This is a genomic window from Dyella sp. 333MFSha, from assembly GCF_900102405.1.
GTDB lineage: Bacteria > Pseudomonadota > Gammaproteobacteria > Xanthomonadales > Rhodanobacteraceae > Luteibacter > Luteibacter mycovicinus.
Map to the genome: position 1 here is coordinate 922,278 of NZ_FNBR01000001.1, position 23,487 is coordinate 945,764.

The following is a 23,487-nucleotide window of genomic DNA, read 5'->3' on the forward strand; positions in this document are numbered from 1 at the left end:
TCCCGTCAGGTTCGGTAGCGCGTCGCAATGATGCCTTCCCGTCCCGCATCCTCCCGCAACTGGGTGAAAGCCTCGGCGAGGGTCTCGAACGACGACGCATGCTCAAGCGTGGGAATGGTGACCTCTTCCCCAAGATCGAGTCCACGTAGCGCGGCGTCGACGAGCTGTTCCGAGGTAATAAACGAACCCGCCGGAAACAGGGAGTCGTCGACACCCGACGCGGCAAAGAACTCCGTTTTTACCGGACCAGGCAGCACGCATTGAAACCGTACGTCTGTACCTCGGGTTTCCAGATTCAGCGAGCGGGTGAAGTTCAGCACGAACGCCTTCGAGCCGCTGTAGGCCGCTCCACCGGCGACGGCGCGAAACGCACTGATCGAGCACATGTTCACGACGGTACCGCTCCCCCGTTTCGTGAACGCCTGCATGGCGGCGAGGGACAGGCGCGCAAGGGCAAGAACGTTGACGTTGATCAGGGTGGCCAGGTCGTCGACCTTCGTGTCGGAGAGGGCACCAAGTTTCCCCATGCCTGCGTTGTTGACGAGAAAATCGACGCTCGCGTCATCGGCGATGACTTGCTCGACACTTCGGCACCCTGTCTCTGTGGAGAGGTCTGCCGTGAGAGTGGTGACTTTGATCCCATGGTCACGGGTGAGCTCAGCGGCAAGCTGCTCGAGGCGGTCCGTGCGGCGTGCGACCAGCACGAGATCGAAGCCGCGCCTGGCGAGTCGGTCGGCATAGGTCAATCCGATACCGGATGACGCGCCCGTTACCAATGCGGTTCGATGTTGACTCATGGTGCGATGCTCTTCGAGGAATTGTCGTGATGCCATTATTCGACAACGGCGGCAGGTGCGCTTGGATGCGTGTGTTACGGCACTTCACCCCACGTGGCGAAAGGCATAGATCAGCTACCCCTACAGACAACCGCAAGTTGATTTGCTACGGTTTGTCCCGTTGCCTGCGTCGATGCTCTCGAAGCCTCGCAGGCAACCATCGCTCAAAGCGGTGAGAAGCGCGGGCCAAGGGTGGTGAGACACCCTCGACCCGCTGACCAAACCAACTAAGAGACAGTTGAAATGGCTACCCCCGATCATACGGTACTCGCTCGCCCGCCGGATCCCCCCGGCGACAACCCCACCGGTCACCGGGACGTGTGCCGACCTCGCAGACACGGTTGAAGAATCGCGGCAGCGGCCGTTTAACTGAGCTTGTTCTCAGCCGTACCACCCGGCGCGTACGCGGCCGGATCGGCAAAACGCGCTGACGCCGCCACACACTTCGTCAATCACGCCGCCCCGGCGCCTGGTCACAGGCAGCCGATGAACCCGCGAATCCGTTTGATCCGCGGCACGCCTTGCTTACGCCCGGCGTGCCGCACCTGGATGCGCGGGGTGGGTTGCTACCAAGGAGAGTTTCATGAATACGTCTCAGCGCCAGTCGATGGACGATGGCCTCAGTTACCACGCGGACCCCGGAGCCACGCCGCATGACCTCATGAACGAAGCAACGGAGTGGCTGCAATATGCGCGCGGGCTGAATGGCTTGCTCGCTGACCTGATCCACGAGTCGGACGCGATGGATTGCCAGCGCGTCGCGCTGGGGATGGAAGCGATCGGCGCATTGATGCGCATGGGCATCCATTGCATGGCGCAGGCACACGTACGGATGTGCTGGGGGCAAGCGGACTGATCGCCTTTCGCGGCGAACCCATCGGAGCGGACTGTCATTACGTTCAATTTGGGAGCGTTCTTCCTAGACGTCACGGCGTGCGACCCGGATGCTGGGCAAAAAAGGACCCTGTTCATGTCATCCCGCGCAACTATCCCGGCATCGTTCTTCGGTATCGTCCTCGGCCTCGTAGGGCTAGGAGGGAACTGGCGGGTGGCCGCGTCTCTCTGGGGACTGCCGGCGATCGTGGGTGAAGCGGTGATGTTCCTTGCGCTCGTCGTGTGGGGAACGCTCATCGTGGCTTACGCGTACAAGTGGTGCTTCGACCGTGCGGCGGCTGTCGAGGAAGCGCGGCATCCGGTGCAATGCTGTTTTATCGGCCTCGCGCCTTCGTCGACCGTGCTGATGGCGCTGGTGATTCACCCGTACGCGTACCACGTTGCCGTCGGCGCGCTGGTTGTCGGCGGGGTAGGGCAGGTGACGTTCTGGCTCTGGCGATTCGGGGCAATGCTGCAGGGCGAACGCGACGTCGTCACGACGACACCCATTATCTATCTGCCGTCCGTGGCCGGAAACTTCATCATCGCTATAGGATGCGGTGTCCTCGGGTTTTCTTCGTGGGGGATCCTGTTCGCCGGCGGGGGCCTGTTGAGCTGGTTCGCGCTGGAATCCATCATCATTTTCCGACTCTTCCATGCGAGCGCACTTGCCGTGCCTCTGCGCCCCACGCTCGGCATTCAACTCGCGCCTCCCGTCGTCGCCGTGGCCGCCTGGCTTGCCAACACGAAGGGTCCTCCCGATCTCGTCCTGCAGGCGATCTGGGGATATGGTCTGTTGCAGGCGCTTCTATTGATCCGGCTGCTACCGTGGATTTTGAAGCAGGCTTTCGCACCGGCTTACTGGGCCTTCAGCTTCGGCGTCACCGCACTCTCCGGCGATGCGCTTCAGATGTCAGCGCGTGGACTCACGGGCGCTGTCGCCGACATGGCGCCGGTGTTGTTCGTCATCACCAACGCGGTCATGGCTGTCCTGGTGGTGGGAACCGTGGTTCGGCTCGCACAGAACAAACTGATTCCGCGACCCGCACCGGTCGCGCCATTCGGACGTGCACCCTGAGGTGAACTACCGGCCTGAAGCAACACGGTGGAAACGTCAGCGAGATGTCCGTCGATCGTCGCTATCGACAGGCATCGCGTTCCTACGCTTTGGGGCGGACGCGCTTTTTCGCCAGGGCAGGCGAGGCGGTTGGCTTCATCTCGAAGAAACGAGCTTGCGCGTCGAGATCAGGGTAGTGAGGCGCGTCGAGCATCTTAATGACGTCGGAGCCATGTCCCAGGGCGAGTAACAGCCGCAGGAGATTCTCCGAAGAGACGGGGGACCCTTTCTCCGCAGCTTTGATCGTGCTTTCGGAAACGCCAGCGCGCGTGGCGAGATCGGCCTGTCGCCACGCGAACGCCATCCGCTGCCGCCGAATCCGGTTTCCGACCTCGCGTGGGAAGTCTTCCGGGGAGGGCGCGGGAGGCCGCTTATTGGCAAGCAATTCCGCCAGTGATTTCATGTACTTATGATAGGTTGGCTGCTAAGAGGTGTCTATTGGCCCCTTAATAAGAGGTGTAATCGAACCTCTTAGACGAAATCTATGGCAAATAAAAACCCGCGGAGGGGACCGCGGGTTTGAGAAACATCCGTCGTTGCAAAAGGCAGCAGGGGAACTGCCCGGATATGCTGGGACCGGTGCCTCTCGGCAACCTTGGGAATAAATATACTTCGCAGTACATGAATCGTACGTGAGTCCGACCATGCAGCCAGGCAACCTTTTTTAAAAATCGTAAAACGCTTGTCCCCCAACGGCCCTGCCGACCGGACGGTACCTGCGCGCGCGTTCAATGTATCGCCTAAAATGGCCGGATCAACGGTACGCGAGGAGTGTTCCCCCTAATGGACATCAGGATAGAAGCCGTCGTCGCATCGAAGACGGGCTTTGCCGCTCACCAGAACGCCGTGCCGCTCCTTCGGGACCTCTCGGTCATCCATACAGGCACGGAGGTCTTCGACAATCTCACCCTGGAACTCACGACTGATCTGCCGTTCGTGGAGCCGAAATCCTGGCGACTCGACCATCTGGGCGCGGGTGACACGCTGCGCATCGCTGATCGGGATATCCGGCTGGTGGCCGCGTTCCTGCACGACATCGCCGAGAGCATCACCAGTGAGCTCTCGATACGCCTGATCCATGGCGAGGCGCTGCTTGCGCGCGCGAACTTTCCCGTTGAGCTTCTGCCGAAGAACCAATGGGGCGGGGCTGGCTCCATGCCCGACCTGCTTGCCGCCTTCGTCATGCCGAATGACCAGGCGGTGGACCGTATATTGAAGGGGGCATCCGACGTCCTGCGCCGAGCCGGCAAGAAGGACGCGATTGATGGGTACGAGGCGCGTTCCCGCACACGCAGTTGGGAACTGGTGTCGGCTATCTGGTCGGCCGTCTGTGGGCTCAAGCTCAGCTACGCGCTCCCTCCGGCGAGCTTCGAAAGTCATGGCCAGAAAATTCGCACCCCGACCATCGCGCTTTCCGGCGGTGTCGCGACTTGCCTGGACACGGCGTTGCTGTTCGCCGCTGCGATTGAGCAGGCTGGAATGAATCCGCTGGTTATCCTGACCAGGGGGCACGCTTTCGTCGGCGCGTGGCTGCAGCCGCAAGAGTTTTCCAGTCTGATCACGGACGAGGCGTCATCCGTCCGCAAGCGCATCGAGTTGAAGGAGCTGGTGGCCTTCGAAACCACCCTTTCCACGAATGCTCACGCGCCAGGCTTCAGCGTCGCGGTGGAGCAGGCTATCCGTCAGCTCAATGACGATGATTTTGTGATGGCCGTCGATGTGCGTCGCGCACGCATGCAGCGAATCAGGCCGCTCGCGCTGGGGTCGGGCTCACAACCGGATACCGAGGCCGCGACACCTGCCGAGTCCGCCAGCTTCGATGCGCTTGAGAACGCACCGCAGCTGCCCGCGTTCGATGTCGAAGTTCCCGCCGAGCCGGATACCCCCGCCGGAAAGCTGGAACTGTGGCAGCGGAAGCTGCTGGATCTGACAACACGCAACCGTCTGCTTCATGTGCCGGAAAGCGCAAAGGCCATCCGCCTCATCTGCCCGGACCCTGCACTGCTCGAGGATCGGCTGGCCGAAGGCAAGCGTATTCGCATCGTTTCCATGCCGGATCTGACGGCCAGTGGCCGCGATCCCGCTCTTTACGAGCAGCAAAATCGCGAGAACCTTCGTGACGAGTACGCGCGCAGCGCGCTGGAGCGATCGGAAGTCCTGGCAACCCTGGAGAAGTCGAAGCTGGAGGCTTCGCTGGTCGACATGTATCGCAAGGCGCGCAGCGATCTGGACGAAGGCGGTGCGAACACGCTGTACCTCGCACTTGGCTTCCTTAAGTGGAAGAAAGCTGCGGAAGATCCGAAGACGTACTCCGCGCCGCTCATTCTCGTGCCGGTCAAGCTCGAACGAAAGAGCGCGCTCTCCGGTGTCGTCATGACCATGATCGATGAGGAACCGCGGTTCAACCTCACGTTGCTGGAGTTGCTTCGTCACGATTTCGAATTGGTGATTCCCGGCCTCGGTGCCGACCTTCCCACGGACGAAAGCGGCATCGATGTCAACGGTATCTGGAATCGGGTACGTCATGCGGTTCGGGACGTTCCTGGATTTGAAGTGGTACCCGATCTGGTTCTGGGGACGTTCTCATTCTCCAAATACCTCATGTCGAAGGACTTGTCCGACCGTTCGGAGCAATTGCTCGAAAGCCCGATGGTGAAGCACCTTCTGGGAGATCGAACTGAAGCCGGTGTGTTCTCAAACACGGGGGAGTTTCCGCGGCCGGAAACCCTGGATCAGGTCACCGATCCGGCTAACCTGTTCATCCCTTTGCCAGCGGACTCATCGCAGTTGGCCGCGGTTGTGGCTTCCGCCGCGGGGCATAGCTTTGTTCTCGACGGGCCTCCAGGAACGGGCAAGTCGCAGACGATCGCCAACATGATCGCGCATAACCTGGCCTTGGGTCGGCGGGTACTGTTCGTAGCAGAGAAAATGGCCGCTCTGGACGTCGTGAAGCGTCGACTCGATGAGCGAGGGCTGGGCGAATTCTGTCTGGAACTGCACTCGAGCAAGGCGTCCAAGGCCGAAGTCCTGAAGCAGCTGGAGCGTGCCTGGGATACGCGCGATCTGCTCTCCGCCGACGAATGGCGCGAAGAGGCGGCAAAGGTCAAGATGATTCGTGACCGCCTCAATGGTTTGGTGGGCGTGCTTCACCGTCGCTGGCCGAACGGTCTGACGATTCATACGGCTATCGGCCGTGCGGTGCGAGACGTCACTCCGGCGACCCCCCGTCTGGCCTGGCCCGCTACGACGCGGCACAGCGCCGAGGAGATTGCCCAGCTGCGTTCAGTCGCCGAACGTGTCGATCTCAATCGGCAGGTGCTGTCGCAAGCGAGCGGACTCAATGTGGTTCGTACAGGCGAATGGTCGAACGGATGGCAGGAAGCCCTGGTCGGTAGTGCTCGTACACTGGCCGCCGCCATCGACGCCTGCCGGTCGGACGTACACCGCACACTTGAGGCAACCCGACTGCCTCTCAACGAGACGGATCACGCGGGTGTCGGTCTGCTCATCGCCTTCACACGGTTACTGGCCGCCGCCTATGACGTGGACCTGCGCTTCGTCTTCGCGCCAACGTTCAGTGCGGTTCAGGCCGCAGTCGGGACGGTGCTCGAACAGATTCAGTCTTACCGGGACGTCGAGAAAACTTTGTCGGTAGCGTATGCCCCGGAGGCCGTCCGTCGAATCGAACTGGCACGGTTCAACGCGGAGTGGGTGGCAGCAGGTGAGAAATTCTGGTTCCTAGCGACGCTGGCGAAGAAGCGGGTCAGCAAGGCACTTGCCCTGGCCGGTGCGACGGGAAGCGTGCCTGATGTACAAGCTGACCTGCCGAGGCTGGCTGAGATGCACCAGTTGCTGGGCAAGATTGACCTCGCGGGTGGCGAACTGATTGGCGTGCCCGGCTGGAACGGGTTGTCGACAGACGTTGCCAGGGTCGCATCGGCGTTGGAGCTCGGAGCGAATATCCTTGCCTCGCTAGTCGCGCTAGCGAAGTCGCCGGAGCATCTGATCGAACTTCGGAAGGCCGCTGGCTCCCTCATTGTCGACGGTAACGAGATGTTGGGCGCGGGCGGGACCGTTGTGGGTGCGGCTACGCACCTCAAAACGACGTACGACGCGTTCAAGGGCGCGCTGGCGAAGTTCGCCGAACTCACCGGGTCGGTCTTGAACCCCGATGCCGATCTCGATCACCTCTACGGGTCCTGTCAGGCGATTCTTTCACAGGAGCGCCAGATCAAGGCATGGTGCGATTGGTGTCGGGTACGCGACGAAGCGCATACGCTCGGACTGCGGACGATCATCGAGGTCGTCGAGCTTGGAGCGCCCCCATCGGACACGGCAACGGACATGTTCGAGGCGGCCTACGCAAGGTGGTTCGCCAGTGCTGCCATTGACGCCGAGCCGCTCCTGCGCGGATTTGTGGCCTCCGAACATGCGAATGACATCGAGAACTTCCGACGTCTTGATGAGAAAGTCGCCAAACTTACGGTCCGGTATATCCGAGCTAAGCTCAGTGGCGTAATCCCTGCCAAGAACGATGTTCCCAAGAATGGCGGATACGGGATCCTGAAGCACGAATTACAGAAGTCGCGCAGGCATAAGCCCGTCCGTCAACTCGCTGCGGAGATGGGTGACGCCATGGCAAGGCTGGCGCCCTGCATGCTGATGAGTCCGCTTTCGATCGCGCAATATCTCCCTGCCGACCAGGCACTCTTCGACCTTGTGATCTTCGATGAGGCGTCCCAGATCGCACCGTGGGATGCGATCGGATCCATTGCGCGCGGCAAGCAGGTGGTGATTGCTGGCGATCCACGTCAGATGCCGCCGACCAGCTTCTTCAATCGCGCCGCCAGTGCGGACGACGACGATACGGCGGAGGATCTCGAGAGCATTCTCGATGAGTGCCTTGGTGCGGGCGTACCGAGTCATCGCCTCACCTGGCATTACCGGAGCCGGCACGAAAGCCTGATCGCCTTCTCCAATCACCGTTATTACGACGATGAATTGATTACGTTCCCGGCGGCGGAGACGCGCCCCAGCGCTGTCGAGTGGCGGCGCGTGGGAGGCGTGTATGCGAAGGGCAAAGGGCGCAACAATCAACGCGAGGCGGAGGCGATCGTGGCCGAGACGGTCAGGCGTCTGACCGATCCGGCTTTCATTGCGTCCGGCCAGTCGATTGGCATCATTACGCTCAACTCGGATCAGCAGAAGCTCGTCAACGACTTGCTTGATGCCGCTCGTCAGGTTCATCCGGACATCGAGCCGTATTTCCAGCCAGAGCTGGCCGAGCCCGTCATCGTGAAGAACCTTGAAACGGTGCAAGGTGATGAGCGCGACGTCATCATGCTCGGCATCGGCTATGGGCCGACGGCCTCCGACGCGAACACGATGTCGATGAACTTTGGGCCGCTCAACAAGGAAGGTGGATGGCGCCGTCTGAATGTCGCTGTGACGCGTGCCCGGCGCGAAATGCTGGCCTTCACGTCGTTCGATCCATCGATGATCGACCTCAATCGAACATCCGCCAGAGCGGTGGCCGATTTGAGGCACTTCATTGAATTTGCGCAGCGCGGGCCCCGGGCGCTGGCGGAAGCCGTGCGGGGGTCGGTGGGTAGCTATGACTCGCCTTTTGAACGTTATGTCGCCGACGGTCTTCGGGCTAAGGGGTGGGACGTAGTGCCTCAGATTGGCGTATCACGATTTCGTATCGATCTGGGTATCGTGCATCCGGACCGGCCCGGTGACTATCTGGTTGGCGTCGAATGCGATGGTGCGACGTATCACAGCGCTGCTACAGCTCGTGACCGTGACAAAGTTCGCAGCGCCATCCTGCAGGGGCTCGGGTGGAAACTGCTCAGGGTATGGTCGACAGAATGGTGGGTGGACAAGGAAGGCGCACTGGGCCGTCTGCACCTTGCTATTGTCGATTTACTCGAGCGATCTCGCGCAACCTCTCCGGCGAAGGCGCCTGCCGTGAAGGCCACCGACCCGAAGACATCGGAACGTCTGCTGCCCAAGGACGTTCCTGAGGTCGTCGTCGCCGAGCCTGAGGAGGTTGTCCAGGCCGAGAAGTCCTCAGGCCGCGTTGAGACAACAACCGTCTCGCAGGATGTCATTATCGCTCGTCGCTCGGACACGGTGGATGCACGCCGTGCGAAGTACGTTGTGGCGGATCTCGGTGACCTCGCCGGTTCGGTCGATCCGGCACGTTTCTATCTCCCTGAATATGACGAGGCGTTGCGGATCATTATTCGCCGGGTGCTTGAGCAAGAATCGCCCATGTTGGATACGCTGCTGGTGCAGCGCGTCGCAAGGACTCATGGATTCTTGCGGGCAGGGCGACTGATCAGGGAGCGCGTGCTCGAACTCGTCGACCGTTACCATCACGTGGAGGCTGATCCGCTCGAGGGCGCTTTCGTCTGGGTTGATGCCGATGCGGTAAATATGTGGACCACTTATCGTGAGCCGTCTGGGCCAGGGGACGTTCGGTCAATCGAGGAGGTGTCGATGCACGAGCTCGTAGCCTCAGCGCGCTCCGTGAGCGGCGCGGATCCAGTGGTCGAGATCGGCCGAGTCTTCGGCGTCAGGCGGCTGAGCGCGCAGGCGCGGGTAAGGATTGAGCATGCACTGTCACTCGGTTCGTGAGCGCTACAAATGCCGCTTAGAGGAGATCAACGATGGCTAGCTTGACTCTCGGCATACCGTCCATCGATACCGGGAAGGTGCATGCACGCTCGCGTTGACGCCTGGTACCTTCCGGTGACCGAATTCGCCGCCTCGGCCTTCATCAGCCACGGCGCGGTTCCGGAGGCGTCGATCGAGCGCGCGGCGCTGCTGGCCATGATGCTGGCGACGCAGCGCCCGCTGGGTCGCGGCGACCTCTATCGCCTGGTGGACGAGGCGCGCCAACTCTTCGATGGCCAGCCGCTGGCGGACGGCGAGCGCGATCTCCTGGCGCAGCGTGCCGTCCTCGCGGACATGGGATTTGGTGAGGTCGCAGGCTTGCTTGGCGATCAGGGCGTCGCTTTCGCCGATGTCGAGGTCATGGCGGCCGAGGCGTGGCTCGGGGAGGACGGCGAGTTCTCGCACGGGTTTCAGGCGGCCTGTCGTGAAACCTTCATGGAGGTGAGCGTTCGACTCGAAGAAGACCTCGGGGCGGACGACGAGGACGGCGACGTCGAACAACCGATGGCGGGCGATCAGGTCGTCGAAGTGGTCCGTCCCACGTTCCACCTTCGTGGAACGACGGATCAGGTCCGCGCGGTAAGGGCCATCGCGGCATCCTCGAGCGAGCATTACGCGATCACCGCGTTTGCCGGAACCGGCAAGACGCACCTCATGTTCGCCCTCGCGACCAGCGGTCGTCGTTTCACGCACCTCGCGCCGACCCATGCGCACCAGCACGCCTTCAACGAGCGCGTAGGGACTCGTGCGGTCTCCAGCGTGGTGCTTCGCACGCTCGCCAATGACATGGCCACCGCGCACGTCCAGGGCAACAGCATCCGCTGGGTGCGGGCGCCGACGGTGCGCGAAGCCAGTATGCCGCTCGAAGCACGATTGCAGGCCGCGGGCATCGTGTCGATTGCCGGCGATAGTCCGGCCAGGGTGCTTGCGGCGGTCGATCGCATCATCAACCGGTGGTGCTACACGGATGCGCCGCAGATCGGTCCGGAGCACGTGCGCTTCAACGACGGCCTCTCGGTGGATGAGCGCGCCGCTTACGTGGCGATGGCACGCCGCGTGTGGGAGCTGATGCTGCAACCGCTCGGGAACAAGACCGAGCGACCGTTCACCGTTCGCGCGTATCACCTGTTCAAATGGCTCGACGTCGAGGGCGCCTCGTTGCCACCGATGGGCACGCTGCTCATCGACGAGGCCCACGATCTTCCCGCCCCGTTGCTCGCCCTCATTCGTCGCTACCCCGATGGCTGCGTGACCATGGGCGATCCCTATCAGAAGTTGAGCGGGGTCATGGCCAACTACGGGTCGGGCAAGGCGTTGACGCTGACCCGGTCGGTACGCGCCGGTGGTCAGGCGGTCGGACTCATCCGGTCGGTGCTCGACATGCACAGTACGGAGCTGGTCGTCGAGTCGCTCGAGGGTTCGCGAGAGCATTACACGCGACGGTATTTCTATCAGTCGACCGACACGCTGCCACTCGCAGGGCTTCGCGTCTATGGGAGCGTGTGGTCCATTCTGGAGGACGCGCTACGGCTTAAGAGCCAGGGCGTGCCGTTCCGGTTGCTGCCCGCCACGGAGAGCGACCTGGCACGTGCCACCGAAGATGCGATCGGCATGCGACGTGGGGACCACGTGACACGGTATTACGGCAACCGGGAGTACACGTCCTGGAGCGCACTGGCAGGGCACCTGGAGAGGATCGGCTACAGCAGGGTCGTGCGGCTGTTCGAACGGGATTTCGGCAGCACGGATATGCAGTCGCTGCTCGGCTCCCAGAAGGACGCGGAAGCGGAAGGACTGACCCTGGGCCTGCTGGAGCATTGCAAGAGCCTGGAGTTCAGCCAGGTGACCTTGTGGCCGTGTTGCTTCGACACGCTGTCGGGAGCGCTCGAGCGACGTCGCGCCGACGAGCGCGTGCGCGCCGTCTATCTCGCGATGAGCCGTGCGACGGACGAACTCTGGTTGCCTGGCGATGCGCTCGACATCCTTGCCGACAGGGTGTCGCGGGGACGCGGCCAGTTCACCTGAATGCGATCAGCCTGCGCTGATCGCGAACCTCCGCCAGGAACTTCTGCGGGGTAGTACCGGCGATGACATGAAAGTCCGCGATGAGATGGGCCTGGTCGTAATAGCCCGCATCCACCGCGACGCTCGACCAGTTCGATTCGCCGTTATTCAGCGCGCTGCTTACGGCGCGGTCGAACCGTTTCAGCCGGGCGAACGTCTTGGGATTGAGGCCCGTCACCTCCTGAAAGACGCGACGCAGATGACGATCGCTGATTCCCAGTTGCGTTGAGACTTCGCCGACGTTGGCGTGTTCCAGCAGTCCGGCTGCCCGGCGCACAAAGCCATGCCTGGCATCCATCGGCGTCGACGCGACACGCAGGGCGATCGCATCTTCCAGCACGGAGGCAGCGGTGGCGGAATCATGGGTATCGGCCAGCTTCCCGATCAGATCCTCCGCAGCGCTTCTGCTCCAGATCTCCTCGATCGGAATCGTCCGCCCCACCAGCGCGCTCGCCGGCACGCCGAACACGGCCTGGTGAGTCTCATAAGGAACACGGACAAAGGCGGCGCGGTGACCGCGGTAGATCCGCTTTCGATGAACGCGCTGACGTGCACCGAGCGCATGAACGTCCAGTCCGCCGGGAATTGACGGGCCGTAGCGAGCGACCAGATACATATTGGCGCTTGGGCTTGCGACGAGGTCGAGGTAAGTCGCGGATGCCGGGAAGGGCATGCTCAGCGGGTCGTGATAACGGTGCATCTCTGTGCGCATGGGGTCAGTCTGAAGACAAACCGGGCGGCTAACAAGCCTTGTCCGATTTATCCAATTCTCCGGAAATCCCGCGAGTACGCTGACCGCTCATTCTTTCGGAAAGGCGGTGTCGTATGAAGGTCCTGGTTACCGGAGCGACGGGTAAGGTGGGTTCACGTCTCGTGAAGCGCCTGATCGAGCATGGCGAGCAGGTGAGGGCGTTGGTGCGCGACGAGAAGCGCGCCGGGGACATGCTGGGCGACCAGGTGGAACTGGTCAAGGGCGATCTGCTCGAGCCTGATTCCTTGCCTGAGGCGGTGGAGGGTGTGGACGCGGTGGTTCATTGCGCCGCGTTTTTTCGTGGCGCGACCGATGAACAGGCGCATGCGACGAACGACCTGGGAACGCGGCATCTGGCGGAGGCGAGCAAGAACGCCTCGGTAGGGCGCTTCGTTTTCACGAGTACGGGCCTGGTGTACGGCCCCAAGGGTGGAGCGCAGACCGGCGAAGAGGATAGCTGTGCGCCGGTAGATGCGTACCCGGTGAGCAAGCTTGCCGCCGAGAAGATGCTGTTGTCGATGGACGGGCTGGATGTCCGGGTGCTTCGTCTTCCCTTCGTTTATGGCGCGGGTGATCCGCACATCAACGAGGTCCTGCCGTTCATGCGTAAGTTCCCCGCCGACATGCGGATGTCGCTCGGGCATCATGACGACGTCGCTCAGGCGGTCGTTCGCATGCTTCATGCGAAAACGCCGAAGCACCGTATCTACAACGTCGTCGACGACGAAGATCCCGATCTGGCGACGTTGTTCAAGGCGGTCGGCGAGCTGCCTCCGGATGGTTCGGACGCTGAGCGAGCCAGGATCTTCAATGTGCGCATGGACGGTCGCCGCATTCGCGAAGATCTGGGTTTCTCACCGGTCTTTCCGCGTCTGCGGGATGCTGTGGAGGCGGGGGCTCTCTAGGCCGCGGGACGGCTCAAAAGTCTTCCACCAAGCCACAATGCTCACGATGGCCGGTTACGGGGTGGCCGCGGAGACATGGCTTCGGACACGCCGGACAGCATGGGCGCGTAGGCTCCGCGCGGGAAGAGGATGACAAAGTCGGGATCCGGTCTCATCGCAGCCCGTTGACGCGGCTTTGTCGCCCCGTCCCCGACCATGTCCCATGCCCGCCGATTCCTTCACATACACCCGCTCCCTTCGAGTCAACGAACTGCGCCGCAGCGGCCTGCTGGATCGGCCGGGGAGCGCCCAGTTCGGACACCTCACCGAACTGGTCCGGAACGTTCTTAGCGTTCCCGTCGCCATCGTGTCCATCGTCGACGAAACCCGTCAGGTGTTCGCTGGTCACTCTGGCCTGCCCGAGCCCTGGGCGTCGATGGGCGAAACCCCGATCACTCATTCGTTCTGCCAGTACGTCGTCGAGCGGGGTGAAGTGTTCGACGTACCGGATGCGCGCGCCGAGCCGCTGGTAAAGAACAACCTCGCCATTCCCGATCTTGGCGTAGAGGCGTACCTTGGCGTGCCGATCCACTCGCTCGACGGTTCACTGATTGGGGCCCTGGCCGCGATCGACACGAAGCCGCGAGCATGGACGGCGCACGATCGCAGCGTACTCGAGATGATCGCGATCATCGTCGACAAGGAAATCCGCGTCGGTTCGTCGGAGCGAAAATTCCGTACGCTTTTCGGGGAGATGCGGGAGGGCTTCTACGTCGGTCAGCTCATGCGCTCGGCCGATGGCGCCGCCGTCGACTTCCGTTTCGAAGAGGTCAATCCATCTTTTGGAAGACTCACCGGTCTCGACCCGGCGGCGACGACCGGTGCGATGCTGGGCGATGTCGCGCCGCTGGCCATCGATGAATTGCTTCCGGTGTTCGAGGGCGTACTCAAGGATCGCTCGGCGGTCGTGCATGTCGGTCGTTCGACGCTGGTCGACGGCCGCTGGTTCGAGACCCGTCTGACGCCGCTCGACGGCGACCGGCTGATCGGCTTCTTTACTGACGTCACCGAGCGTCGCAGAAACGAAGAGCTGCAGGATGTGCTCAACCATGAGATGAGCCATCGTCTGAAGAATACGCTCATGATGGTTCAGGCGCTGGCCGTGCAGACCTTGCGCGGCGTGACCGAGCGGGACGCCGTGGATGCACTGGAAAAGCGCATTCACGCACTCAGTTCGGCGCACGACATTCTCTTCCGGGAGAACTGGCACGGAGCGCCCGTGCTAGCCATCGCGCAGTCGTCCTTCGGGCGTTTCTGCCTGGAAAGCCGTGTGGATTTCATCGGCACGGCGTTCGAACTCGGACCGAAAGCCACGCTTTCCCTGTCGCTCCTGCTTCATGAGCTGACGACCAACGCGGTGAAGTACGGCGCTCTTTCGAATGCCGAGGGAAGGATACGACTCAGTTGGTCAACCGACAGCGAACAGTTCTATCTGAAGTGGCAGGAAGTGGGTGGGCCGCTTGTGAGCGAGCCCGAACGCAAGGGCTTCGGCTCCCGTCTGATCAGGATGGGCATGGGGTCGGGCGATGTTCGTACGGAGTACCACCCTAAGGGGTTCGTACTGACGCTCTCCGCACCGCTTTCGCATCTACAGCAGGTATGACCCAGTGGGCCAGGCATCTCCCTTGAAACCCGTGGTTCTCATCGTCGAAGACGAACCGTTGCTGCGCCTCATGGCGGAAGAGCTGATCGAGGACGGTGGCTTTGACGTCGTCTCCGTGCCGGATGCCGCGTCGGCCGTGCGGATTCTGGAAACCCGGCTCGACATCCGCATCGTGTTTACCGACATCGATATGCCCGGTGGCATGGACGGCATTCGCCTTGCCGCGATGATCCGCGACCGCTGGCCGCCGATCGAGATCGTGGTTACGTCCAGTCATGTCAGTATCGCGAACCACGAGATGCCCGCGCGCGGAGTCTTCCTTTCCAAGCCGTATGACGCGCAGCAACTCGTGGGCCTGCTTCGGAGCATGGCGGAGCGGAGGCCGGATGTGCCGGATCCTGCGCGCCCGAGGTGAGCTGAGCTGAGGTGCATCGACCTGATTCATCTGTTTGGCCGCGGAAGCGCGCCCGGCAACGCCCTGAACGCGAACGGTGACGTCGCCACCGCTTACAGATCGCGTCGGTAGAAGCGCGTGTCCACCGCCATCCGGGGAAACATGGCCGGTAGCCTCTCTGGATCGACCACTGTAAACCCGTGTTTCTCATAGAAACGATGTGCGGCAAGAAAGCGGGCGGTGGTGCCGAGGTAGAGCGATCCAAATCCACGCTTCCTCGCGGTTTGCTCCAGGACGTCCAGCAGCCCTGCGGCCACGGACGGCCTGATCTCACGCCAGTCGCGATGGACGAACATCTTCCGAAGCGCGCCGATCCCGCCGCCGATGTCCTTCAGCGCGATAGTCCCCACGATCCGGCCACGCTGTCGGGCGACCCAGAAGTCACCCTGGCCGGTGCGATAGTAGCCGTCGATGTCGGCCAGATCCGGTTGATCGTCCCGGGTGATCGGGAGGCCGAATTCCTCCCTTTGTATGGACACGATGAGATCGGCGATGGCGTCGGTATCGGCGTGGGTCGCCGGGTCGAACGTGAGCATGCTATCTCCGTAGCGAATGGCCAGCGTAGCGCTCTAGACGGCCGCCTTCGGGCGGACGGTCAACGACTGACTGATGACAGCGACGGGACCGCGCTCGTCGTATACCGTGCTATGGGTCACCCCGAGCCCTGCCGGTCCGAACGACGCGTGGCTTGCCAGCCCCAGCCAGCCGCCCTCGGGAGAGCGCAGGATGTGCGCGGTCAGATCCACATTGGGAAACGCCACGTCACCGGGCAGCCGCCTCGGGCAAAGGCCATTCGCGACGTCGACGACACCGAGCATCCTTGCGAGGGGGCTGGTGGCGGCATCGGCGATCAGCGGAAACCCCGGTCGCACCCAGCTGGTCGCCTGACCGGTATCGACCTTGATCTGACGCGCTTCCACACTTCGTACGAAGCCGCCCGGCCACAGGGATGAGAAGTCCCACGGCGGGGTGTCCGCCAACGGAGGCATAGACGGGAATCCGTCCCCTGCGATCGTCGACGTGTCGGATGTCGCCAGCAGCCATGCGCGCAGTGTGATCGCGATGCGTCCCTGACAGGTGAGGGTGGCCTCGACGAGCTCGATGGTGCGGCCCGGGCGGATTACGTCGACCGATATATCGAACGCGTCCATGGGAAGCACGCCATGGATGTCGTAGGTGGCACGGCTGATGGTCAGAACGTCGGTCCGACGCGACGCATGGTGCGTTTCGATTTCGCGGGCGAGCAGGCCCATGACCGGCGCGATGTGCTGTTCGTCGGGATTCCAGCCCCCGCCGACGTGGTCGGTGGGACGATAGCGCCCTGGTGCGATCGGAACGAAGTAGGCGTCGGCAACGGGCGTGCTCATCAAAGCGTTTTTCTGCGCAGGGAAACGGCGAGGTTAGCCGAACTGGCCGATCGACCTCAACGCGCCCGACAACGCAGGTATGTCAACGAGTTTCAGCATCAATCCGGCTGCTCGGCATCGAGCATGGCCTTCAGCGTCAGGGCATTGGGGACGGCCTCTCCGCGTGCCGTGTTGTCAAAAATGCACCACGCGTCGCGTCCGTCGCCGGCTGACAGCCGCATCCTCGTGGCGACGCTGTCGATGAACGTGCGGTCGTATGCGGAATAGTAGATCTCGGGGGCGCCGTGCAACCGAATGTAAAGAAGCTCGGGGTGAAGCATTGGCTCGACACCGGCGACGGGCGAGGGATGGGCCTGGACGATCGATATGTCCCCTTCTCGTAACAACGCATCCGCCTTCGCCGTAAACCAGGAAGCGTGTCGCGGCTCGCACACGACGGGGGTGGATGTGATCTTCCGCAGACGGCGGAAAAATGCTCTCGCTGTTTTTGAATCAAGTGCAAGGCTCGGGGGAAGCTGGATCAGGATGCAACCGAGCTTGGCCTTCAGTCCTGACACCTCACGCAGAAAGGCGGCGAGCGGCGCTTCACAGTGCTGCAGGCGAAGCTCGTGCGTGATCGTTCGAGGCATCTTCACGCTGAAGCGAAAGCTTTCAGGAACGCTTTCCCCCCAGCGAAGGTAGGTCTTCTCCTGGTGCGACCGATAGAAGGACGAGTTGATCTCGACGCAGGAAAACACCCGCGCATAGCGCTCCAGATGAGTGCCCTCGGTGCCGAACGACGAGGCGACCTTCGACGCAAGCGACCAGCCCGCGCAGCCCACTCGCAGGGCGGGCGATTCGGAAGCGTGAGTGGTTTGGTTCATGCGGGCAGTCTTGGTCAGACGGCGTGAACGCACGGTGGCCTGACCGGACAACGTCGCATGAGGTCTTCACCGGGCCTCCTGACTCAGTCACGCAATGAACACCGCCGACACGCTCTTTCGTCACGGAGGTGGGGCAACGATTCGTTCTTCTGAGAGGAGAGAACACCATGAGCGACCGCGACAGCGTGCAGCATTCCTCCATCGGCGTCGGTGGGTCCAACAATCCAGCGGCCAACCCCGGCCAGGACAAGCCGGCGAACGAGCCCTCGGACCAGGTCGGTCAGACCCGGCCGGACGATGTGGCGACCGACGGCGCGGATCAGAAGGGACGGCGGGATCCGGGCAAGAGCGGTCAGCGATAGGGTAGGGAGGCACGCTTTTGAATTACTAGCCTCGCGGGTATATCAAATTGGGATTCGCAAGATTAAAATCATGTTTCGCCGATATGGCAAACACATGTCTTAATCCGCTTTTCAGGGATCCCAGAATTGAGCAACTCCGCCTCGCTGCGCATCGTTCCCCTTGATAGCAAGGCCGAACTGGACCGGTTCATCAAGGTACCGGGCGCGATCCTGGGATCGGATCCCGCATGGATCGCGCCTTTATTTCTTGAACGAAAACTCCACCTCGGTGCAAAAACCAACCCATGGTTCGAGCATGCCCGGTGGAAGGGGTGGATCGCCTATCGCGGTGATCGCCCGGTTGGCAGGATCAGTGCCCAGATAGATTCCCTGCACCTGCAGCGCCACGCCGACGGTGCGGGCTTCTTCGGCATGCTCGACGCCGAGGACAACCCGGAGACCTTCGCCGCGTTGCTCCGGACGGCGGAAGACTGGCTCCGAGGCGAGGGTATCGAACGCATACGCGGGCCGCTCAGTCTGTCGATCAACGACGAGGTGGGCCTTCTCATCGACGGCTTCGATACGTCGCCCTATTTCATGATGGGTCATACGCGGCCGTATTACGGCTCGCACATCGAGCAGGCAGGCTACGCGAAAGCCAAGGACATGTTGGCCTATGTCGTCGCGCCCGACTTTCCCGAGCCCAAAGTGATGAACCGCTTGCTCGGCAAGTCGAAGCAGCGCATCCGCGTGCGCCCGCTCGACCGCAGCCGTTTCGATGAAGAACTGGCCACGCTGCGCGATATCTTCAACGATGCCTGGGCCGATAACTGGGGCTTCGTGCCGTTCACCGAAGCCGAATTCAAGGATCTCGGTCACACCCTGAAGGTCTTGATCGCCTCGGAGCTGATCCAGATCGCCGAGGTGGACGGCGAACCGGCCGCGTTCATCGTCGCCTTGCCCAACGTCAACGAAGTGATCAGGGACTTCGACGGCAAGCTGCTGCCGTTCAACTGGGTCAAGCTGCTGTGGCGGCTCAAGAAGCGCTTCCCGAAGTCGTCGCGCGTGCCGCTCATGGGCGTGCGTCGCAGCTTTCATAACACGCCGCTCGGTCCCGGACTGGCATTTCTGGTGATCGATGCCGTCCGGCATCATCTGGTGGCGCGTGGCGTCGAGGAGGTCGAGTTGTCCTGGATCCTCGAAGACAACGCCGGCATGCGCAACATCATCGAAGCGATCGGCGGTCGTGACTACAAGCGCTATCGCGTCTACGAAAGGCAGCTCTGATGGCGAAGCAATCCTCGCGTGGAACCGTGGCGGTCGTCGGCATCGTCGCGGTCGCCGCGATTGTATGGTGGGTCGGACACGGCAAAAAAGACGGTGCCTCGGTAGCCGATCAGGCGGTGCCGGTCGTCACGGCCACCGTCCGGCAAGGCGGATTCGTCGTCTATCGCGTGCAGCCGGGAACGGTCACCCCGTTCAACAGCGTGCTGGTGCGGAGCCAGGTGGATGGAGTGCTCACGCGCGTCGCCTTCAGCGGCGGGCAGCAGGTCAGGAAGGGCGATCTGCTGGCCGAGATCGATCCGCGAGCCTCGCAGGCACAGCTCCAGCTCGCAACCGGCGATCTGGGCCGCAGTCAGGCGCAGCTGGCCAATGCGGAAGAAACGCTCAAGCACTATGAGGCGCTCCTCGCGCAGGATTCCATCTCGCGTCAGCGGGTCGCCGATCAGCGCTCGTTGGTACGGCAGTACGCCGCCGAGGTGAAATCCGAGCAGGGCCGTATCGGCAGCGCCAACCTTCAGGTGTCCAACGCGCGGATCGTCTCGCCGATCTCGGGAATGGTGGGCTTGCGGCGCGTCGACCCGGGCAATCTGGTGGGCCCGTCGGACGCTCGTGGCATCGTCACCGTCACGCAGTCGCAGCCCAGCAAGGTCCTCTTCTCCGTACCGGTCAACGTGGTTCCGCGCGTACTCGCGCGCCTTAACGGCGGTGCCTGTATTCCGGTCGATGCTTACGGCGACGGCCCTGACGACAAACTGGGTACCGGCCATCTTCTCGCGGCGAACAATCAGGTGGACCCCACGACCGGCACGGTGAAGTTCGAAGCCGAGTTCGCCAATGCCGACGGCGCGCTGCTGCCGAACCAGTTCGTGACCGCGAAGCTCCCCGTCGATGTGTTGCCGCAGGCGATCCTGGTGCCATCCGCAGCGATCCAGCAGGGCGCTCAGGGGCCCTTCGTCTACGCGATCAAGGACGACAAGACCGCTGCCGTCGTGCCGGTCAAACTGGGTGCTCAGGACGCTTCCACCACCGTCATCGCCTCCGGGATCGCAGCGGGGGCGAAGGTCGTCGTCGAAGGCGCGGACCGGCTGCGCGCCGGGACGAAAGTGCAGGCCACGGCGGCGGCCGAGCCTGCGCCGTCCCCCGCGGCGGAGACGCCTTCCTGTCATCGCGACGAGGCGGGCGCCTCAGCGCGGACGTCGACCGCGCGCTCGTGAACCCGTCCCGTCCGTTTATTCTCCGGCCGGTCGCAACCGCGCTGCTAGCCGTCGCGATCCTCCTGGTCGGCCTGTTCGGGTATCGCTTTCTGCCGCTCTCGGCGCTGCCGGAAGTGGACTTTCCGACCATCGAGGTCGTCACAGCGTATCCGGGGGCCGGACCGCAGGTGGTGGGATCGACCATCACGGCGCCGCTCGAACGGCAGTTCGGCCAGATGCCAGGGCTGAGCCAGATGTCGTCGACGAGTTCGGCGGGCGCCTCGACGATCACCCTGCGCTTCAATCTGGATCTGCCGCTCGACGTGGCGGAGCAGGAAGTGCAGGCTTCGATCAACGCGGTGGCGCCGTCACTGCCTTCCGATATCTCGCAGCCGCCGATCTACCGCAAGGTCAATCCGGCCGATGCGCCGGTGATGACGCTGGCGCTGACGTCCCCGACGTTGCCGCTCCGGACGCTGCGCGAACTGGCGGATACCCGCCTCGTGCCCAAGTTGTCTCAGGTGACCGGCGTCGGCCTGGTCAGCCTCGGCGGAGGCCAGCAACCGGCCATCCTGGTACAGGCCGATCCGGCGAAACTGCGCTCGCGTGGCATGACGCTGGAGGACCTGCGCGGTTCGATTCGCGAGGCCAATTCGAACGTGGCTAAAGGCACCCTCGACGGCGCGGTGCGTTCGTCCAACATCGCCATCGCGGATCCGCTGGACAGCGCGGAAGCCTTCGCGAATCTGACCGTGGGCCACCGCGAAGGCGCGGTGGTTCGCCTGCGCGATGTGGCGAGCGTGAGCGATGGTGCGGAAAACGCACGTCTTGCCGCCTGGTCGGGCGAGCAGCCCGCCATCATCCTGCAGATCCGCAGGCAGCCGGGCGCCAACGTGGTCGAGGTCGTGGATCGCGTCCGGCAGGTGCTGCCGCAATTGCAGGCGACGCTGCCCGCGGCCGCCGATGTCACGACACTGGCCGATCGCACGGAGTCCGTGCGTGCCGCCGTGCACGATGTACAGATGGAGCTGGTATTCGCCGTGATCCTGGTGGTCCTGGTGATCTTCCTGTTCCTCGGCGGCGGCGCCGCGACGCTGATCCCCGGTGTGGTCGTGCCGCTGTCGCTGATCGGCACGTTCGCGGTCATGTACCTCGCGGGCTTCTCGATCAACAACCTGACGCTGATGGCGCTGATCGTGGCGACGGGTTTCATGGTGGACGATGCGATCGTCATGATCGAGAACATCGCACGCTATGTCGAAGCGGGGGAAGAGCCATTCGCCGCCGCGCTGAAGGGTTCGCGCCAGATCGCGTTCACCGTGGTCTCGCTCACCTTGTCGCTGCTGGCGGTACTGATCCCGCTGCTGTTCATGGGCGGGGTGGTGGGGCGTCTTTTCCGCGAGTTCGCGGTCACCCTCGCGGTCGCCATTCTGATCTCCGGCGTGGTGTCGCTGACACTGACACCGATGATGTGCGCACGGATGCTCCGGCGCACGCCCGTGCGCGAGGGCAAAGCGTGGCATGCCCGCGTACTCGCGCGTTACGAGGCCGGTCTGAGCTGGGTCCTGGCACGGCAGACCGCGACACTCGTGACGGTCGGCGCGATGGCGGTATTTGCGGTCGCGCTGTATTTCGTCGTGCCGCGCGGTCTCTTTCCCCGGCAGGACAGCGGCGACATTCAGGGCGTCACCGTCGCGCCGGCGACCGTATCGTTCGCCGCCATGAGCCAGCGGCAGCAGGCGTTGACGCATGCGATCCTGCGCGATCCGGCCGTGGCCAGCGTCGCGTCGTTCGTCGGTGTGGGTGACGGTGCGCCATCCCTCAACAGCGGGCGACTGCTCATCCACCTCAAGCCGCTGTCGCACCGCGACCGCGCGCCCGCGGTCATGAAGCGACTCGCGGACGCGGCGTCCGGCGTCGCCGGCATTACGCTCTACATGCAGCCGGTGCCCGACCTGACGATCGACGACCGCCTCAGTCCGGGTCAGTACCAGTTCTCGGTCGAAAACGCGGACTCCACCCAGCTTGCGGCCTGGCTGCCGCGGGTGCTGGAGCCCTTGCGGAACGACCGGCACCTGGCCCATACCACCAGCGATCAGCAGGTCGACGGTCTCGAGGCTTACGTCCATGTCGATCACGAGCTTGCCAGCCGCTACGGGATCACGTCGGCGGCTGTGGGTGACGCGCTGTACAACAGCTTCGGCCAGCGTCAGGTCGGCACCTTGCTCACCCTCGCCAGCCAGCGTCGCGTCATCCTCGAGGCCTTGCCCGCCGCGGGCGGTACGGCGAGCGCGATGGAGGGTGTCTATCTCTCCGGCCAGGGCGGGGCAGGCGACGCCGGTGCCGACCCTGCGGATCCGGCGGCGTCGCTGATTCCCCTCGCATCCATCGCGAAGGTGACGGAGCGCACCGCGCCGCTGGTGGTCACCCGAATCGACCAGTTGCCCGCGGCTACGGTGTCGTTCAATCTCGCTTCGGGCGTGTCGCTGGACGGTGCGATGGAAGCCGTGGATTCGGCGTGGCATCGACTGAAACCGCCGGCCGGCATGCACATGCGCTGGCAGGGCGCCGCGCAGGCGTTCGAAGCATCGCGCGGCGGACAGCCGTGGTTGCTGCTGGCCACGCTGCTCAGTGTCTACATCGTGCTCGGCGTACTCTACGAGAGCTACATCCACCCGTTGACGATTCTTTCGACGCTTCCCTCAGCCGGCATCGGTGCCCTTTTGGCACTCATCATCGGCGGCTTCGAGCTCGACGTGATCTCGCTGATCGGCGTGATCCTGCTGATCGGCATCGTGCAGAAGAACGCGATCATGCTGATCGACTTCGCGATCGATGCGCAGCGCGAGCAGGGCCTTCTCCCGCGCGATGCCATCGTGCAGGCGTGTCTCCTTCGTTTCCGTCCGATCATCATGACCACGCTGGCCGCGATGCTGGGCGCGTTGCCGCTGATGCTGGGCGGCGGTATGGGCGCGGAACTGCGTCACCCCCTGGGTGTGGGCATCTTCTGGGGGCTGCTGGTCAGCCAGTTGCTGACGCTGTTCACCACGCCGGTGATCTATCTGGCGTTCGAGCGCGTGCTGCAGCGGGGCGGGCGTCGCTCGTGAGTGAGACGG

General features: G+C 63.1%; 17 protein-coding genes. 11 read left to right on the forward strand and 6 right to left on the reverse strand.

The genetic code is table 11. From position 1 onward, the window contains the following. Positions 1 to 5: 5 nt before the first annotated feature. Positions 6 to 833: an SDR family NAD(P)-dependent oxidoreductase gene (locus BLT40_RS04225; protein WP_343123890.1), complete on the reverse strand. Its 828-nt coding sequence runs from the start codon at positions 831 to 833 to the stop codon at positions 6 to 8. Between the two features lie 586 nt (positions 834 to 1,419). On the opposite strand from BLT40_RS04225, the gene BLT40_RS04230 reads away from it, so the two are divergent. Together BLT40_RS04230 and tehA are read left to right on the forward strand one after the other, a co-directional pair. Continuing rightward, positions 1,420 to 1,692: a hypothetical protein gene (locus BLT40_RS04230; RefSeq protein ID WP_036112750.1), complete on the forward strand. Its 273-nt coding sequence runs from the start codon at positions 1,420 to 1,422 to the stop codon at positions 1,690 to 1,692. A 114-nt stretch (positions 1,693 to 1,806) separates the two neighbouring features. Next, positions 1,807 to 2,787, forward strand: a complete 981-nt coding sequence (gene tehA / locus BLT40_RS04235; RefSeq protein ID WP_090351664.1) for a dicarboxylate transporter/tellurite-resistance protein TehA — start codon at positions 1,807 to 1,809, stop codon at positions 2,785 to 2,787. Between the two features lie 82 nt (positions 2,788 to 2,869). On the opposite strand, the gene BLT40_RS04240 is transcribed toward tehA, so the two are convergent. Continuing rightward, positions 2,870 to 3,229, reverse strand: a complete 360-nt coding sequence (locus tag BLT40_RS04240; RefSeq protein ID WP_090351666.1) for a helix-turn-helix domain-containing protein — start codon at positions 3,227 to 3,229, stop codon at positions 2,870 to 2,872. 380 nt (positions 3,230 to 3,609) lie between these two features. On the opposite strand from BLT40_RS04240, the gene BLT40_RS04245 reads away from it, so the two are divergent. Both BLT40_RS04245 and BLT40_RS04250 read left to right on the forward strand, forming a co-directional pair. Beyond that, positions 3,610 to 9,468 (forward strand): DUF3320 domain-containing protein, encoded by a 5,859-nt coding sequence (locus BLT40_RS04245; RefSeq protein ID WP_090351669.1) that lies wholly within the window; start codon positions 3,610 to 3,612, stop codon positions 9,466 to 9,468. 81 nt (positions 9,469 to 9,549) lie between these two features. After that, entirely contained in the window at positions 9,550 to 11,532 is a 1,983-nt protein-coding gene (locus BLT40_RS04250; RefSeq protein WP_090351672.1) for an AAA family ATPase, read from the forward strand. Here the strand turns inward: BLT40_RS04250 and BLT40_RS04255 are convergent. Continuing rightward, positions 11,525 to 12,244, reverse strand: coding sequence for a helix-turn-helix domain-containing protein (locus tag BLT40_RS04255; protein ID WP_176809097.1), 720 nt, complete (start codon positions 12,242 to 12,244; stop codon positions 11,525 to 11,527). The genes BLT40_RS04250 and BLT40_RS04255 overlap by 8 nt on opposite strands. Positions 12,245 to 12,396: 152 nt before the next feature. Between BLT40_RS04255 and BLT40_RS04260 the strand changes: the two genes are divergently transcribed. From BLT40_RS04260 to BLT40_RS04270, 3 genes are all read left to right on the forward strand, one after another. Further along, complete coding sequence (locus BLT40_RS04260) at positions 12,397 to 13,227, forward strand: NAD-dependent epimerase/dehydratase family protein (RefSeq protein WP_090351677.1); 831 nt, start codon at positions 12,397 to 12,399, stop codon at positions 13,225 to 13,227. Positions 13,228 to 13,429: 202 nt separating this feature from the next. Continuing rightward, the gene (locus tag BLT40_RS04265) at positions 13,430 to 14,869 is read left to right on the forward strand and encodes a sensor histidine kinase (RefSeq protein WP_090351679.1); all 1,440 of its coding nucleotides are present in this window, start codon (positions 13,430 to 13,432) and stop codon (positions 14,867 to 14,869) included. A 31-nt stretch (positions 14,870 to 14,900) separates the two neighbouring features. Next, the gene (locus BLT40_RS04270) at positions 14,901 to 15,284 is read left to right on the forward strand and encodes a response regulator (RefSeq protein WP_239709161.1); all 384 of its coding nucleotides are present in this window, start codon (positions 14,901 to 14,903) and stop codon (positions 15,282 to 15,284) included. Positions 15,285 to 15,376: 92 nt separating this feature from the next. On the opposite strand, the gene BLT40_RS04275 is transcribed toward BLT40_RS04270, so the two are convergent. The 3 genes from BLT40_RS04275 to BLT40_RS04285 all read right to left on the reverse strand — a co-directional run bounded on the left by BLT40_RS04275 (position 15,377) and on the right by BLT40_RS04285 (position 17,553). Next, the gene (locus BLT40_RS04275) at positions 15,377 to 15,859 is read right to left on the reverse strand and encodes a GNAT family N-acetyltransferase (RefSeq protein ID WP_090351682.1); all 483 of its coding nucleotides are present in this window, start codon (positions 15,857 to 15,859) and stop codon (positions 15,377 to 15,379) included. 33 nt (positions 15,860 to 15,892) lie between these two features. Continuing rightward, the gene (locus BLT40_RS04280) at positions 15,893 to 16,690 is read right to left on the reverse strand and encodes a thioesterase family protein (protein ID WP_090351685.1); all 798 of its coding nucleotides are present in this window, start codon (positions 16,688 to 16,690) and stop codon (positions 15,893 to 15,895) included. A gap of 98 nt (positions 16,691 to 16,788) precedes the next feature. Next, positions 16,789 to 17,553, reverse strand: a complete 765-nt coding sequence (locus tag BLT40_RS04285) for a DUF72 domain-containing protein (protein ID WP_079520345.1) — start codon at positions 17,551 to 17,553, stop codon at positions 16,789 to 16,791. Between the two features lie 167 nt (positions 17,554 to 17,720). On the opposite strand from BLT40_RS04285, the gene BLT40_RS04290 reads away from it, so the two are divergent. The 4 genes from BLT40_RS04290 to BLT40_RS04305 all read left to right on the forward strand — a co-directional run bounded on the left by BLT40_RS04290 (position 17,721) and on the right by BLT40_RS04305 (position 23,478). Next, entirely contained in the window at positions 17,721 to 17,915 is a 195-nt protein-coding gene (locus BLT40_RS04290) for a hypothetical protein (protein WP_079520170.1), read from the forward strand. 126 nt (positions 17,916 to 18,041) lie between these two features. Next, entirely contained in the window at positions 18,042 to 19,181 is a 1,140-nt protein-coding gene (locus BLT40_RS04295; protein WP_217699714.1) for a hypothetical protein, read from the forward strand. Next, on the forward strand, positions 19,181 to 20,392 hold the full coding sequence (locus tag BLT40_RS04300) for an efflux RND transporter periplasmic adaptor subunit (protein WP_079520168.1): 1,212 nt from the start codon (positions 19,181 to 19,183) through the stop codon (positions 20,390 to 20,392). The genes BLT40_RS04295 and BLT40_RS04300 overlap by 1 nt, the downstream gene beginning before the upstream one ends. Next, a complete protein-coding gene (locus tag BLT40_RS04305; RefSeq protein ID WP_090351687.1) occupies positions 20,389 to 23,478 on the forward strand; it encodes an efflux RND transporter permease subunit in 3,090 nt (1,029 codons plus the stop codon). The genes BLT40_RS04300 and BLT40_RS04305 overlap by 4 nt, the downstream gene beginning before the upstream one ends. Positions 23,479 to 23,487 lie beyond the last annotated feature (9 nt).

Bases quoted from the DNA above. Each gene is read 5' to 3' on its own strand.
- BLT40_RS04280 (WP_090351685.1), bottom strand. From the start codon at position 16,690: ATGAGCACGCCCGTTGCCGACGCCTACTTCGTTCCGATCGCACCAGGG.
- BLT40_RS04260 (WP_090351677.1), top strand. From the start codon at position 12,397: ATGAAGGTCCTGGTTACCGGAGCGACGGGTAAGGTGGGTTCACGTCTC.
- BLT40_RS04265 (WP_090351679.1), top strand. From the start codon at position 13,430: ATGCCCGCCGATTCCTTCACATACACCCGCTCCCTTCGAGTCAACGAA.
- BLT40_RS04230 (WP_036112750.1), top strand. From the start codon at position 1,420: ATGAATACGTCTCAGCGCCAGTCGATGGACGATGGCCTCAGTTACCAC.
- BLT40_RS04225 (WP_343123890.1), bottom strand. From the start codon at position 833: ATGGCATCACGACAATTCCTCGAAGAGCATCGCACCATGAGTCAACAT.
- BLT40_RS04245 (WP_090351669.1), top strand. From the start codon at position 3,610: ATGGACATCAGGATAGAAGCCGTCGTCGCATCGAAGACGGGCTTTGCC.
- BLT40_RS04285 (WP_079520345.1), bottom strand. From the start codon at position 17,553: ATGAACCAAACCACTCACGCTTCCGAATCGCCCGCCCTGCGAGTGGGC.
- BLT40_RS04240 (WP_090351666.1), bottom strand. From the start codon at position 3,229: ATGAAATCACTGGCGGAATTGCTTGCCAATAAGCGGCCTCCCGCGCCC.
- BLT40_RS04275 (WP_090351682.1), bottom strand. From the start codon at position 15,859: ATGCTCACGTTCGACCCGGCGACCCACGCCGATACCGACGCCATCGCC.
- BLT40_RS04250 (WP_090351672.1), top strand. From the start codon at position 9,550: ATGCACGCTCGCGTTGACGCCTGGTACCTTCCGGTGACCGAATTCGCC.
- BLT40_RS04300 (WP_079520168.1), top strand. From the start codon at position 19,181: ATGGCGAAGCAATCCTCGCGTGGAACCGTGGCGGTCGTCGGCATCGTC.
- BLT40_RS04255 (WP_176809097.1), bottom strand. From the start codon at position 12,244: ATGCCCTTCCCGGCATCCGCGACTTACCTCGACCTCGTCGCAAGCCCA.
- tehA (WP_090351664.1), top strand. From the start codon at position 1,807: ATGTCATCCCGCGCAACTATCCCGGCATCGTTCTTCGGTATCGTCCTC.
- BLT40_RS04290 (WP_079520170.1), top strand. From the start codon at position 17,721: ATGAGCGACCGCGACAGCGTGCAGCATTCCTCCATCGGCGTCGGTGGG.